This window comes from Nonomuraea sp. SYSU D8015, from assembly GCF_008065375.1.
Lineage (GTDB): Bacteria > Actinomycetota > Actinomycetes > Streptosporangiales > Streptosporangiaceae > Nonomuraea.
Genome location: NZ_VJYI01000023.1, coordinates 58,922 through 72,758, shown reverse-complemented (window position 1 = coordinate 72,758; position 13,837 = coordinate 58,922). Strand labels below are relative to the sequence as shown.

10 protein-coding genes are annotated in these 13,837 nt (G+C 67.5%); 3 read left to right on the top strand and 7 right to left on the bottom strand.

The window, feature by feature from the left end:
* Positions 1-5: 5 nt before the first annotated feature.
* The 4 genes from ID574_RS47395 to ID574_RS47380 all read right to left on the bottom strand — a co-directional run bounded on the left by ID574_RS47395 (position 6) and on the right by ID574_RS47380 (position 6,324).
* Positions 6-1,442 (bottom strand): glycoside hydrolase family 10 protein, encoded by a 1,437-nt coding sequence (locus ID574_RS47395; protein ID WP_188195650.1) that lies wholly within the window; start codon positions 1,440-1,442, stop codon positions 6-8.
* Positions 1,443-1,478: 36 nt separating this feature from the next.
* The gene (locus ID574_RS47390; RefSeq protein ID WP_223167806.1) at positions 1,479-3,500 is read right to left on the bottom strand and encodes an RICIN domain-containing protein; all 2,022 of its coding nucleotides are present in this window, start codon (positions 3,498-3,500) and stop codon (positions 1,479-1,481) included.
* A complete protein-coding gene (locus ID574_RS47385; protein ID WP_188195752.1) occupies positions 3,497-3,991 on the bottom strand; it encodes a hypothetical protein in 495 nt (164 codons plus the stop codon). Before ID574_RS47385 ends, ID574_RS47390 begins: the two co-directional genes overlap by 4 nt.
* Before the next feature lie 869 nt (positions 3,992-4,860).
* Entirely contained in the window at positions 4,861-6,324 is a 1,464-nt protein-coding gene (locus ID574_RS47380) for an endo-1,4-beta-xylanase (protein ID WP_188195649.1), read from the bottom strand.
* A 748-nt stretch (positions 6,325-7,072) separates the two neighbouring features.
* Between ID574_RS47380 and ID574_RS47375 the strand changes: the two genes are divergently transcribed.
* Positions 7,073-8,404: an extracellular catalytic domain type 1 short-chain-length polyhydroxyalkanoate depolymerase gene (locus tag ID574_RS47375; RefSeq protein WP_188195648.1), complete on the top strand. Its 1,332-nt coding sequence runs from the start codon at positions 7,073-7,075 to the stop codon at positions 8,402-8,404.
* A gap of 359 nt (positions 8,405-8,763) precedes the next feature.
* Here ID574_RS47375 and ID574_RS47370 read toward each other — a convergent pair whose 3' ends face one another.
* The 3 genes from ID574_RS47370 to ID574_RS47360 form a co-directional block, all read right to left on the bottom strand.
* Positions 8,764-10,293, bottom strand: a complete 1,530-nt coding sequence (locus ID574_RS47370; protein WP_188195647.1) for a gamma-glutamyltransferase family protein — start codon at positions 10,291-10,293, stop codon at positions 8,764-8,766.
* Between the two features lie 93 nt (positions 10,294-10,386).
* Positions 10,387-11,166 (bottom strand): amino acid ABC transporter permease, encoded by a 780-nt coding sequence (locus tag ID574_RS47365; protein ID WP_188195646.1) that lies wholly within the window; start codon positions 11,164-11,166, stop codon positions 10,387-10,389.
* Positions 11,163-11,999: an ABC transporter substrate-binding protein gene (locus ID574_RS47360; protein ID WP_188195645.1), complete on the bottom strand. Its 837-nt coding sequence runs from the start codon at positions 11,997-11,999 to the stop codon at positions 11,163-11,165. The genes ID574_RS47365 and ID574_RS47360 overlap by 4 nt, the downstream gene beginning before the upstream one ends.
* 163 nt (positions 12,000-12,162) lie before the next feature.
* Between ID574_RS47360 and ID574_RS47355 the strand changes: the two genes are divergently transcribed.
* Both ID574_RS47355 and ID574_RS47350 read left to right on the top strand, forming a co-directional pair.
* Entirely contained in the window at positions 12,163-12,723 is a 561-nt protein-coding gene (locus tag ID574_RS47355; protein WP_188195644.1) for an MBL fold metallo-hydrolase, read from the top strand.
* Between the two features lie 49 nt (positions 12,724-12,772).
* A complete protein-coding gene (locus ID574_RS47350; protein ID WP_188195643.1) occupies positions 12,773-13,789 on the top strand; it encodes a LacI family DNA-binding transcriptional regulator in 1,017 nt (338 codons plus the stop codon).
* Positions 13,790-13,837 lie beyond the last annotated feature (48 nt).

The following is a 13,837-nucleotide window of genomic DNA, read 5'->3' as shown; positions in this document are numbered from 1 at the left end:
CCGATTCATCCGACTCGGACGAGTTGCCATTGCTGGTTGGCGCCGTTCCAGTCGTCGTACTGGACGATGTTCGCGCCGTCGGCGGTGGAGGCGCCCTGGACCTCCAGGGCCTTGCTGCTGTTGCGGTTGATCAGGCGCAGGTAGCCGCCGGAGTCGGCCACCCGCCACTGCTGGTTGGTGCCGTTGTGGTCGGTCCACTGGACGATGTTGCCGCCGTTGGCGGTGGAGAAGTTGTAGACGTCCAGGACCTTGCCGGACAACCGTGACTTCAGCCGGTACCAGCCGCTCTCCGAGCTGACGAACTGCCATTGCTGCTGGTTGCCGTTGTTGCGGGTCCATTGGGTGATGCGGGCGCCGTCGTTGGTGGCGAGGTTGTAGACGTCCAGGGCCTTGCCGCTGTTGCGGTTGACCAGGACGTACCAGGCATTGGTGTCGATCGGCCCCGGGTTGGTGGAGCCGCCGTTGAGGGCGTCCAGGGTGGCGGTGTAGGCGGCTTTCTTGTTGCCCGAGGAGTCGAACAGCAGAGGGTTCTCCCCGACGCGCCAGGAGTCGCTGTCCCGGATGCCCCAGACCGTGATGCCGGTGCAGCGGGAGACCGCCAGGCAGGCGCGGGTCACAGAGGCGTAGATGTTCGCCTGGTTGGGGCCGGAGGCGACGTCGAGCTCGGTGATCTGGACGTCGACGCCGAGGTCGGCGAAGCGCTGGAGGTTTGCCTGGTAGTCGCTGGAGAGCGAGGTGCCCAGGTGGGACTGGAAGCCGACGCAGTCGATCGGGACGCCTCGCGCCTTGAAGTCGCGCACCATGTTGTAGATGCCGGTGCTCTTGGCGTTGATCCCGTCGGTGTTGTAGTCGTTGTAGCAGAGCTTGGCGCCCGGGTCGGCGGCGCGGGCGGCCCGGAAGGCGGCCTCGATCCAGTCGTTGCCGGTGCGCTGAAGGATCGAGTCGCGCCGGCCGCCGCTGCCGCCGTCGGCGAAGGCCTCGTTGACCACGTCCCAGGAGTGGATCTTGCCTCGGTAGTGGGTGGCCACCTGCGTGACGTGGTTGATCATGGCGCTGCGCAGGGTCGAGCCGGACAGGCTCTGCGCCCAGCCGGGCATCTGCGAGTGCCACAGCAGGGTGTGACCGCGGATCTTCATGCCGCGCCCGATCGCGTGGTTCACGATCCGGTCGGCGCTCGTGTAGGTGAAGGAGTTCCGGGACGGCTCGGTGGCGTCCCACTTCATCTCGTTCTCGGCGGTGACCGAGTTGAACTCCCGGTTCAGGATGTTCACGTACGTCGAGTCACCGAGCCTGCCGGCGGCCACGGCGGCGCCGAAGTAACGGCCGCCCCGCTCGGCTGCGGAGGCGCCCAGGGTCGAGGCGGCATCGGTCGGCCCGGTGAGCGCCACCGAGAGGCCGATGGCGACCAGCCCGGTGGTGAGCAGGGATAAAAGTCGTTTCATGGACGGGGTGGTGCCTTCCTGTGTCGACGTGTCGGGTCAGGGGGTGGTGAGGTCGAAGCGGCGCACGGTCACTGCTCCGCCGAGGGACTGGGTGGCGTAGTTGAAGATTCCGAAGCGGTAGCCCATGAAGAACTGCCAGGCGTTGTTCAACGTGAAGGCCGGGCCGAGGCTCACGAAGGTGCTGCCGTCGGTGCTGTAGGAGAAGCGGGCCTGCCTGCCGGAACCCGGCCGGATGTCGGCGTTGACCCGCAGCCAGATCCGGCCGCCCGAGATGTTCGCGCTCGCCGCCTCGGTGCCGGTGCCTGTGGTCTGCCACGAGCTGTTCATGGTCAGGCCGTTGGTCATCACGACCCGGTTGACGCCGTTGTCGCGTTTGACGCCGATCCAGGCCGACTGGTCGCGGAGCATGGCCAGCCCGGCGCGGTCGCCGTCCGCCATCTGCGAGTAGTCGAGCTCGATCGTCGCCGTCGACGACGGGCCCTGGATGCGGTGGGTCAGCGTGTTACGGGCGTTGTAGAGGTCGCCTGTGACGGTCGCGGTCTGCAGGCGCAGGCCGTTGCCGGTGGAGAAGCGGCTGGTGTCGGGGTTGTGGTTCCACTCCCAGCGGTGCCCGAGGCTGCCCGAGGTGAAGGTGTCGGGGCCGATCATGGACGCCACGGTCCGGCTGGTCTGGATGTTCGGCTTCGGGTAGTTGACGCCCCAGCCGCCGTTGACGGTCTGCACGGTCGGCCAGTCGCCGGTCCAGGTGATCGGCGCGAGCGCGGGGACGCGTCCGCCGGGGTAGGCGTCGACGAAGGACATGTAGTACCAGTCGCCGTTCTGGGTCTGGACGAGCCCGCCCTGGTGGGGGACGCCGCCGCCGGAGATGGGGCCGGGCATGTTGAGCAGGACCTGGCGCATCTCGTACGGGCCCCATGGCGAGGTGGAGCGGAGCACGTACTGGCCGTTGGCGGGCCGGGTGAGCCAGATGTAGTAGTAGCCGTTCCGCTTGTAGAAGCGGGCGCCTTCCAGGGTGCCGACGCTGCTGGGGGTCTGGAACACCTGCTGGGCGCGCACCTGGCTGAGCCCGTCGGCCGACAGTTGGGCGACGCTGATGGTGCCGTTGCCGTAGGCGACGTACATGGTGTCGTTGGTGTCGATCAGCAGGCCGGCGTCGTAGTAGCAGTTGTTGATCTGCGAGCGTTTGGTCCACGTGCCGTCGACGGCGGAGGCGGTGTAGACGTAGGTCCGGTTGAACTCGACGCAGCCGATCCAGTAGTAGGTGCTGTTGCTGGGCCGGTAGTTCAGGGTCGAAGCCCAGATGCCCTTCACGTACGCCCGCCCGCCGTTGAGGTCGTAGGCGCCCGAGTTGAAATCGAGCCTCGGGACCGAGTGCCCGGCGTACTCCCAGTCGATGAGGTTGTAGGAGCGCAGGATCGGCGCGCCCGGCGAGTAGTGCATCGTCGAGGCCGAGTAGTAGTAGGCGTCGCCGACCCGGATGATGTCGCCGTCGGCGAAGTCCTGCCAGACGACCGGGTTGGTGTAGGTGCCGCCCGGATCCGGGTTGCCGCCGACGGGTACGAGTTGCCATTGCTGGTTGGCGCCGCCCCAGTCGTCGTATTGGACGATGTTGGCGCCGTCGGCGGTGGAGGCGCCCTGGACTTCGAGGGCCTTGTTGCTGTTGCGGTTGATCAGGCGGATGTGGCCGCCGTCGGAGTCGGCGAGTCTCCATTGCTGGTTGGTGCCGTTGTGGTCGGCCCATTGGACGATGTTCGCGCCGTTGGCGGTGGAGAAGTTGTAGACGTCCAGGACTTTGCCGGAGTGGCGGGACTTCAGCCGGTAGTAGCCGCCGCCGGAGTCGACGAACTGCCACTGCTGCTGGTTGCCGTTGTTGCGGGTCCACTGGGTGATCCGGCCGCCGTCGGCGGTGGACAGGTTGTACACGTCCAAGGCCTTGCCGCTGTTGCGGTTGACCAGCACGTACCACGCGTTGGTGTCGACCGTCGCGGCCGACGCCTGGGGCGTGAGGAACACGCCGACGAGAAGCAGCGGCGAGAGAACCGCGAGCACGCGCCTCACAGGAGCCTCCAGAGGTTGTTGTTCGCGTCGTTGTCGTCGGCGAGCACGACCTGCGCGCCCTGGGACGTGCCGCCGAAGGCCGGCCCGCCGGCGGCGTTGACCAGCCGGAAGCTCGCCGTGCCGGTACCGCCCTGGCCACCGGTGTTCCAGTAGACGACGTTGTTGTGGTCGTGAGCGTCGTAGAACGGCCCCAGCCGCACCGACGCTCCGTTGGCCGTGGCCGTGAAGGCAAGGGAGGAGGTGCTGGTCCGGGTGATCGAGGAGGGGGGCGACGCCCACGACCGGGTGAGGGCGGCGTAGGTGCCCGGCATGGTGGCGCCGGAGGTCAGCCGGACCTGGCCGAGGTCGAACTCGTAGGCCGAGACGCCGATGTCGGATCTGGCCCGGGGGAGTGGGGCCAGAGCGGGGGATGTGCCGGCTGCCTGGCCGGCGGCCGAGAACGCGGTGGTCGCGCCTGTGGCCTGAAACATCTGACGACGGCTCAAGGACATGTGGAGCTCCTTGGAAAAATGGGGGGTGTTGACCGGCCGCCACCGGTCCGTGTTCACCGGGTCAGGCTGTCGGAAAGGCCGCCCATGGCTGTCCGCGCGGAGATGCCGCTCGCGAACGACTTGTTAACGCTAACAATTCGCTCATGGGGTCACCCGGAAGGTCGGGAAGGGGCGATGCGGGGCCGCGGCCGTCATGGCTGTTCTTGGAGGCCGATGCCGTGTGTCCTGTGCGGTCGCCGGGGATGAGGGGGCACATCCAGGGCTCCTTGACTAGGTCGCAGATGGGGTCACGAAAGCTGTTAGCGTTAACATCCTCCTGTCGACAGCCGTGTGGCTACTCCGTTGAGCGCGTTGTCGCGGAGTACATCCGACGGTCCGGCCCGGCGTCAACGAGGGGCACCCCCTCCCGACTTGGGCGTTGCCATCGGAACGCTTCCCGCCTGGAGTTTTGCCTCCAAGGAGATCGCGCCGTGCTGCTCGTGCCTGTGAAAGTTTCACAGAAGTTACCCGTTGGCAACAGGATAATTTGCCGCGAATAATGGGTTAAGTTGCTGTCTCGGCGTCGTGGCCATGCGACGTAGGGGTGATCCCCTTCGGTCTGGCGCTGAGTTCAACCGCCGCTCATCGGCAATATGCTGCCGGCCTGTGGCTCCTCTGCGGGCGTGGTCGGCATCGTACTTGATCTTAATTAAGTTTCTTCCGGCCCGCTCGAGACCGGACCTGCTTCACCCACTCCGCGGGCACCGGCGTGGCTCGCCCTCCTTCGGCCTTTCCACCGGGCCGAAGAAGGGTGAGCCACCCTGTTCGCCAACCGCTGCCTGATGACCTCACCTGTGTCTGCCTTGCCGACCGGCAGGTCCCATGCGGGGCTATGAGGACGCGGTGCCCGCGTTGTAGGTCCACTTCTGGTTGCTTCCGCCCCAGCAGCTGTAGAGCTGCAGCCCCGTGCCGTTGCCGGTGCCGGCGCCGACGGCGTCGAGGCACAGCCCGGACTGCACCCCGGTGATGGTGCCGTCGGAGTTGATGCGCCATTTCTGGTTGTCGCCGCCCCAGCAGGAGTAGATCTGGATCTTGGCGCCGTTGCCCGTGCCCCCGGCGTCCAGGCACTTGTTGCCGTACACCTTCAATTCCCCTGCTGAGGTCTGTGTCCACTGCTGGTTGGCCTGGCCGTTGCAGTCCCACAGCTGCACCGCGGTGCCGTCGGTGGTGCTCGAGTTGGGCACGTCCACGCAGCGGCCGGAGGCCACGCCCTTGATCTGCCCCACGTCGCCCCCGGGCGGCGGCGTCGTGGTGCCGCCGTTGAGCGCGTTGAGCACCGCGGTGTAGGCGGGCTTCTTGTTGCCGTTGCCGTCGAAGAGCAGCGGGGCGGCGTTGGCGCCGAGCCAGGAGTCGCTGTCACGAACCCCCCAGACCGTGATGCCGGTACAACGCGGCACCGCCAGGCAGTCGTTGACGACGTTGGCGTACGTGGTGGCCGAGCCGCCCTGGATGTCCAGCTCGGTGATCTGCACGTCGACCCCCAGTGCGGCGAAGCTCTGGATGGTCGTGCGGTAGTTGCTGTTGTAGGGGCTGTTGCTGTTGAAGTGCGACTGAAGGCCGACGCAGTCGATGGGCACGCCTCGTGCCTTGAAGTCCCTGACCATGTTGTAGACGGCCTGTGTCTTGGCCCAGGTCCAGTTGTCGATGTTGTAGTCGTTGTAGCACAGCTTGGCAGCCGGGTCGGCGGCGCGCGCGGTGCGGAAGGCCACCTCGATCCAGTCGTTGCCGGTGCGCTGGAGGTTGGAGTCGCGCCGGCCGCCGGAGTTGCCGTCGGCGTAGGCCTCGTTGACCACGTCCCAGGCGTAGATCTTGCCCTTGTAGTGGGCCATGACGCCGTTGATGTGGTTGATCATCGCCTGGCGCAGCGAGCTGCCCGACAGCGACTGCATCCAGCCCGGTTGCTGGGAGTGCCAGGCCAGGGTGTGCCCGCGCACCCGCTTGCCGTTCTGCACGGCCCAGTTGTAGACCCGGTCCCCGGCGGTGAAGTTGAACTGCCCCCGGTTGGGCTCGGTGGCGTCGATCTTCATCTCGTTCTCGGCCGTCACCATGTTGAACTCGCGGTTGGCGATCGTGGTGTAGGCGGAGTCGCCGAGTTTGCCCGCGGTGATGGCGGTGCCGAAGTAACGGCCGCTCTGGGCGGCAGCCGCGCCGAGCGTGCTCGCCGCGGCGTCCGCCGGGGTCGGCGCCGTCAACGCCGTGAGCAGGCCGAGTACGCCGAGCGCGCCGGCGATCAGCGCCCGGCGCCCGCCGAGCGGGTGCCGGGCGGCAGGTAGGGACATGGCGTTGACACGCATGCCTGAGCCTCCGTAAGCGAATCGGGGGATAGGAGCGTGCGGGACACACCCGCAGGACCCGACGCCCCGTCATGGGGAACGCGCACCACAAGGGCGTCGTGACGGCGGCCCCTGCCGCGCACCACCGATCTGACAGGGAGATCGCCTTGGGGACTCAGTGTGGGAATCTCGCCGAAACTTGTCAAGGAAGGCGTGAAAACTTTCGGTGAAGAGCCATCGCAGTTCATGTTGTTGCAGTGGCTCACGTTCGGCTTCTTGCTCCTGAAACTTTCGGCCTGACGCGCCCGGCCGGTACTCGCATGAAAGTTTCATCGCGGATCCGGTGCGGCAGGTCCTGATAGCGCGAGGTGAGCGCGCCCGGCCGCTGCCTACTCCGATTCACCGCGAGCTCGGGGCTCCTTGACAGTGGCTTTCGGCTTCGTATTTGCTCCTTCCGCCACCACCTCCACCGGACCGAGGAGGAGGAGTTCGACCAGCCAAGCTGCTTGTTAGCGCTCACAACAAGCGTAGCGCTGACGACCGCAGCCCGCGAGATCCGCACAGGCACCACACCCTTCGGTCCTCGCTCGCCCATCCGCCGATGGGAGACGGTTCGTGCTGGCCGCCGGACGCTGCGCGGCTGCTCCCCATCCGTACCGGCGCAGCCGGCTCGCGAGCGCCGGCGGCTCGGAGCGAGGGCCCGTCCGATGCGTCTCCGCCGAGACGGCGGCCCCACAGAGAGGCGGAACAGTGAAGAGAAGGGCAGCACATGAAACCGTGTCGTAGGGCGTACGCGACCATCGGAGCCGGCGTGGCGGCTCTGGTCGCGGTGGTGGTGGCCACCGCACTGTCCATGTTCCTCACCGCTGCCCCGCGTGCGTCGGCGGCGGCCCTGACCGAAGTGACGAATTTCGGATCCAACCCCGGTGGCCTGCGGATGTATCTCTACGTCCCCGCCACGGTGGCACCCCGTCCGGGCGTTCTGGTGGCGATGCACGGCTGCAACGGCTGGGCCCCGGGCTTCCACCAAGGCACCGAGTTCGCCTCGCTGGCCGACCGGTACGGTTTCATCGTCATCTACCCGCAGGCGAACAAGAGCGCCAACGGCATGTCGAACTGCTTCGACGTGTGGTCGAACGAGGCCCTGCGCCACGGTGGCGGCAGTGACCCGGTGTCGATCGTCTCCATGACGACCTATGTGCTGCAACGCTACAACGGTGACCCGGAGCGGGTGTTCGCCACCGGCTTCTCCTCCGGCGCGATGGAGACCAACAACCTGCTCGCCACGTATCCGGACGTGTTCAAGGCCGGCGCGCCGTTCGCGGGTGTTCCTTACGGTTGCCTCGGGCCCGCCGGGTGCGGGGACAAGACGCCGCAGCAGTGGGGTGACCTGGTCAGAAACGCCTACCCGGGCTACACCGGGCCCCGGCCGCGCGTGATGGCCTGGCATGGCACCGCCGACTCGGTGCTGCCCTACACGATGCTGCAGGAGGAGGTCGACCAGTGGACCAACGTGCACGGACTGAGTCAGACCCCGACCTCCACCGACAGCCCGCAATCCGGATGGACCCGGCGAGTCTTCGGCTCCGGGCAGGTCGAGGCGTACACCATCACCGGTGCCGGCCACGATCTGCCGCGACCCGGGATGGCCGCTCACGCCATCCGCTTCTTCGGCCTGGACGGCGGCTCACCGACGACGACTCCCACGGGACCCGGCGACGGCGCCGGGCAGATCAAGGGGGTGGGCTCCGGGCGTTGCCTGGACGTCCCGAACGCCGCCACCGCTGATGGCACTGAGGTGCAGTTGTGGGACTGCAACGGGCGAAGCAACCAGCACTGGGTCGCCACCTCGGCCGGCGAGATCAGGGTCTATGGCAACAAGTGCCTCGACGCGGGCGGGACCGGCAACGGCGCCAGGATCCAGATCTACTCCTGCTGGGGCGGAGACAACCAGAAGTGGCGCGTGAACTCGGACGGCACCATCACCGGGACGCAGTCCGGACTGTGCCTGGACGCCGTTGGCCAGGGCACCGCCAACGGCACCCGCATCCAGCTCTACTCATGCCACGGCGGCGCGAACCAACGCTGGACCCGCACCTGACACACCGCGGCCCTCGATCAGGAGGGTGATCGTGAAGTTCGGTTCGGCGTCCTACCCGGGCGCGGTGCCCTTGTGCTCATGGGGCTGCTCTGCATCGTGACGATGATCCCGAGCACGGCCAGGGCGGACAAGGGCCAGGGGCATGAGTCGCGGCCTGAGAGTCAGGATCGAGCCCCGGTTTCGCGCGGACGCATGTGCGAGCCGGCCGTACCGGGCTTCAGGCCGGCTGCATGTTCGCCGGACGCTTCGAGCGGCGCTTGTTCGACGGTCGCGCGCTTTCGCGGACGACGGAGCAGCGCTGCTCAGCGGATGACAAGCTCAACGGTGTCGGCGTGGCAACCCCACTGTCCCGCGTCACCTCAGGACATGTCGGCCTGGGGATCTTCCGGTATCAGCGAAACCATGGCGGAGGCGCCATCGCAGCGAGGATCGCTCCCCGCTGAGGTGGCGCCCCCGACGACCTGTGCGTGGCCGACCCATTCCGATGCCGGCGGCAGCGGGACGATCGGCGCGCCGGTCGCGGTCAGAGCTGCGATGGTCCGAGGGGAGAGATCCATCTCCAGGCTGATCGTGTCCTCCGGCTGGCCCGCTTCCATGCCGCCGACGACCCAGCGGGGCGCGGCCACCGCGTCGGCGGGTTGTTCCCCGTGGAGCAGCCGCAGCAGCACTTGGGTGAGGATCTGTGGTTGCGCCTTGCCTCCCATCGTGCCCATCGTCCAGGCCAGCCGCTCTTCATGGGTGACCATGACCGGCATCAGCGTGTGTGCCGGACGCTTGCCCGGCGCGATGACGTTGGGCGAGGCGGCGTCGAGGGAGAAGAACGCCCCGCGGTTGTGCATCACCATGCCGGTCGAGGGTTCGAGCAGCCCTGCGCCGAAGCTGTGGAAGAGGCTCTGGATCAGTGAGACCGCGCGCCCTTCGCTGTCCGCGGTCACGACCGCGACCGTGTCGCCACTCGCCCTGCCGGTGACGGCCGGCCCGGCCGTTTCGCGGGAGGGGCCCAGCAGCAGGGCGTCCACGTCGATCTGCGCGAACCGGGGGTCGGCCAGATGGCGGGTCCTGTCGGCGATGCCTCCGTGAAAGATCGCGGCCAGTTGTCCGGCGTCCTCTCCGTGCGGGTCCGTCCTCTCCAGTGCGGCCAGCGCCTGCAGCAGCAGGAAGCCCTGTGTGTTGGGCGGGCTTGTGTACACGTCGAAACCCCGGAAGGCACGGTGGAGCGGATCGGACTGCTCGACCTCGTAGGCGGACAGGTCGTCCAGGGCGATGGGGACCGCCAACGCCTGCAGGCCGGCGACCAGCCGCTTGCCCAACCGCCCGCCGTACAACACCTCGGGGCCCTGAGCCGCGATCTCCGCGAGCGTCGCGGCCAACGCCTCCTGGCGCAGGGTTTCGCCGACGCGCAGTGACCCGAAGACGCTCCGCATCCCAGGGTCGGCGGCGATCAGATCTCCGGCCTCGGCTATGGCCGCTGCCAGGCCCGGAACGACAGGAGTGCCTTCCGCATGGCGTATGGCGGCGGCGAAGTGGTCGGGCCACGTCAGCACGGCACCGCAGGCGTGCAGCGCGGCATAGCCCGCGACCGCGCCGGGCACGGTGATCGTGTCAGGCCCGGACACGGGCATCTGGCCACCGGAACGCGAGCTCAGCGCCGCCACGTCGATGCCGGCGGGAGCGGGACCGCTGGCGTTGACACACGAGATCCTTCCGTCCGGCGATCGGATCAGAGCGATCAGATCGCCGCCGAGTCCGGTGTTGTGCGGATAGACGACGGTGAGCGTCACGGCGGCCGCGAGCGCGGCGTCTACGGCGTTGCCGCCGCGTGCGACGGCCTCCTTTGCAGCGGCGGTGGCGAGAACGTGCGGGCTGGCGATGGCGCAGTGATAGGTCATGTCACTTTCAGATGATCTTGGGTAGGTACGATCGCGTACGTTCGCGACGTGGCCACCGAGCGCCAGTGACGTGCTCGGCTCGGACGATCACGCTCATGGCGCCTCTGCCCGGACCACGGCACGCCCGCCGCCGAAGAGCCGCTGCCCTATCGTCGGAGGTCGCGATATCCCGGCCGATGCATTCAGCCGGCCCTCGATCCAAGCCTGGACGAACGACCACAAGGTGGTGAGCATCAGGTAGTACAGGGCCGCGACGATGAACACCTCGAACGTGCGGAAGGTCGTGGAACTGATCGCCTGGGTGTTGAGGAACAGTTCGTCGACGCCGATCACACTCAAGATCGCGGTGGTCTTCATCATGGCGTTGAAGTTGTTGCCGAGCGGCGGGACGATGAAGCGCAGCGCCTGCGGCAGGATGATCCATCTCATCGCGGAGCGCGGTGTCATGCCGATGGCCAGCGCCGCCTCCATCTGACCCTTCCCGACAGAGTCGATCCCCGCACGGATGATCTCCGCCATGTAGGCGCTCTCGTTGACCGCCAGCGTGACGAGGGCGGCCTGGAACACGCCGGTGACGGTCACGCCGAGCAGGGTGACGTCGGAGAAGGAGTAGATCTCGGCCGCGGCCAGGCCGTTGTAGACGAGAACCAGTTGCACCAGCAGCGGGGTGCCTCGCAGGATCCAGATGTAGAACCCGGCCACCGCGGTGACCCAGCGACGCCTGGACCGGCGCATCAGCGCCACGCCAAGCCCGATGATCACTGCCAGGAGCTGTGCGAGGACCGAGATGTAGACCGTACGCCAGAGCCCCTCGAGAAACGGCCCCGACGGGCGAAGGAGCGCATCCCAGAAGAACGCGGGGTCGAAACTCATGGCTCCAGCCTGTTCATCTGGAGATTCCACTTCGTCAGGATCTTGTCGTACGTCCCGTCCGCCCGGATCTCCTGCAGGGCCTTGGCCAGCGCGCTCCGCAGCGGGGCGTTGCCCTTGCGCACGGCGATGCCGGCCTTGATCTTGTCGAAGGACTCGCCGGCGAAGGCGAAGAGGCCCGGCTTCTGCCCCATGTAGTAGGCGGCGGTCTCGCTCGTGGTCGCGTATGCCTGCGACCGGCCGAGCGCCAGTTCCTGCAGCGCGGCGATGTCCTGATCGAACCGGGTCAGCTTGATGGCCGGCTTGCCGGCCGCCTCGCACTTCTTCGACTGACCCTCGAGACGCGCGGCGGCCGTGGTGGAAATGAGGGTCGACGCGGTCAGCCCGCACAGGCTCTCGTCCAGCCCGGTGATGCGTCGGGGATTGGCCTTGGCCACGAGGATCGACTGCCCGGAGTACATATAGGGGACGAAGTCGACGACCCTTTCCCGCTCCGCCTTGATGTAGAGCTGGGACAGGATCGCATCGCACTGCTTGGCCACCAACGTGGGGATGATGGAGGCGAACTTGGTGTTGCGCCATACCGCCGCCATACCGAGCCTGGCCGCGAGCGCCTCGCCGATCTCCACGTCGGCGCCGCTGGGTTTTTTGGCCTTGTCGTAGAACTCCAGTGGCGGGGCGGAGATGTCGGAGCAGTAGACGATCTCCCCATCCTTGATCACCGCAGGAGGCGCGACCATGGCCTTGCCGCCGGCTGGAGCCGCCTCCGTTTTCCCCGTCGTTCCGCATGCGGTCAACGACAGCGCGGCGGCCATCGCGAGTATGCGAGCGAGCATTCCGTACCTCCACCCGGACGAGCTTGCGGGTGAGGGCCATTGAGGTTGATTAATGAATTAACCTCAACCCCGTACGGTAACAATCTCGTTGCATGGCCCCGGCATGGCGACCGAATCGGTCGCCACCTTTCTTACTGGCAACGGTTTCCATATGCTGCCTGGCATGCCAGCATTCGTTCACGTCCTCACGGACGGATACGCCGGCGAGCGCGTCGCCGGCACCGTGACGTTGATCCGGGAGGGCGACCTGATCGCCGTGGTCGACCCGGGCATGGTCGCCCACCGCCGGCTCATCCTGGACCCTCTTGCCGAGTTGGGCCTGCAACCCGAGCAGGTCACCGACGTGGTGTTCTCTCACCACCACCCGGACCACACGTTGAACGCCGCCCTGTTCCCCGAGGCCCGCTTCCACGACCACTGGGCGATCTACTCCGGCGACGAGTGGGTGGAGCGTGAGGCCGATGGTTTCGAGCTGTCGCCCTCGGTCCGGCTGTTGCGAACCCCGGGGCACACGGCGCAGGACATCTCCACGGTGGCGGAGACCGATGACGGGCTGGTGGTCGCCACGCATTTGTGGTGGAGTGCCGACGGGCCCGCCGACGACCCGCTGGCCGAGGACGGCCACGCATTGAGACGATCGCGCGAGCGCGTGCTCGCCCTGCGTCCCAGCCTGATCATCCCTGGTCACGGCGGGTCGTTCGTCCCGGTGGAGACGACCGGATGACAGCCGGCGGGTAACCTCCGCGAAACGCCACGAGCGTACGATCGTAAAGGTGCCCCGAAAGCCCTCACCTGACGTGACCATGGCGGATGTGGCGCGAGTGGCCGGAGTGTCGATCGCCACCGTCTCCAACGCGCTCAACTCGGCCGGCCGCATGTCCCAGAGCACGCGTGACACCGTGCGGCGCGTGGCACGAGAGCTCGGCTACCTCCCTGGCAAGACGCACACGAGAACGCTGGGCCTGGCCGTCACCACCGACCACCCCGCCTCATGGGGCTTCGCGGAAATCCCATACTTCTCCCAAGCCATCCAGACTGCCACCGTTGTCGCACACGAACACGGCTACGGGCTCGTCGTGCAGCCCACCGCTGTCGGTCTGGAGCGGTGGGCCGTGCTGGCCGTCGACGGCATGCTGCTGATCGACAGCCCGAAGGGCGATCGGGTTCGCGCCGATCTGCTGATGCGCGGCGTGCCCGTCGTCCACATCGGGAGGCCGGCCAGCCCACAGCCGCACGACATCTGGGTGGACAACGATGTCGAAGGCGCGGTGCGCGGCGTGCTGGACCACCTGTCGGAGGCCGGTGCACGGCGGGTCGCCCTGCTGGGCGGCGACACCACCGACTCCTACATCCAGGCCTGCATGACAACGTACCGGCAGTGGTGTGCCGAGCGGGGAGAGCCCGCCCTGCTCGAACTCATGAGACGCAAGAATCCGGCCCCTGCCGTCGCCCGCCTCCTGTCCCGGGACGATCCTCCTGACGCCATCTTCGGTCCGTACGACCGATGCGGGCACGCCGTGCTGTCGGCCGCCCCTGGCCATGGCCTGCGGATTCCCGAAGACCTCCTCGTGGCCTGCGCGAGCGAGTCCAGTGCCTACGAGACGACCACACCGCCGGTCACCACGCTGTCCCTCGATCCCGTCGGAGCGACCAGAATCGCCACGGAACTCCTCATCCAACTCGTCGAAGGAGAAACGCCCGCGGTGTCAGGAGGCGTGGTCCACCACACTCGCCTGCTGGTCCGAACGTCGACCCTCCGGCATCCGTCTACAGCGTCTCTGATTGGCTGAGCGATCCTTGGCCCCGTCGGGTGGGGGGTGCGGTTGGTCCGTGTAAGC

What these genes read in the sequence shown, in the direction of transcription:
- ID574_RS47395 (WP_188195650.1), bottom strand. Translation starts at nt 1,442, where the DNA reads ATGAAACGACTTTTATCCCTGCTCACCACCGGGCTGGTCGCCATCGGC.
- ID574_RS47385 (WP_188195752.1), bottom strand. Translation starts at nt 3,991, where the DNA reads ATGTCCTTGAGCCGTCGTCAGATGTTTCAGGCCACAGGCGCGACCACC.
- ID574_RS47380 (WP_188195649.1), bottom strand. Translation starts at nt 6,324, where the DNA reads ATGCGTGTCAACGCCATGTCCCTACCTGCCGCCCGGCACCCGCTCGGC.
- ID574_RS47375 (WP_188195648.1), top strand. Translation starts at nt 7,073, where the DNA reads ATGAAACCGTGTCGTAGGGCGTACGCGACCATCGGAGCCGGCGTGGCG.
- ID574_RS47370 (WP_188195647.1), bottom strand. Translation starts at nt 10,293, where the DNA reads ATGACCTATCACTGCGCCATCGCCAGCCCGCACGTTCTCGCCACCGCC.
- ID574_RS47365 (WP_188195646.1), bottom strand. Translation starts at nt 11,166, where the DNA reads ATGAGTTTCGACCCCGCGTTCTTCTGGGATGCGCTCCTTCGCCCGTCG.
- ID574_RS47360 (WP_188195645.1), bottom strand. Translation starts at nt 11,999, where the DNA reads ATGCTCGCTCGCATACTCGCGATGGCCGCCGCGCTGTCGTTGACCGCA.
- ID574_RS47355 (WP_188195644.1), top strand. Translation starts at nt 12,163, where the DNA reads ATGCCAGCATTCGTTCACGTCCTCACGGACGGATACGCCGGCGAGCGC.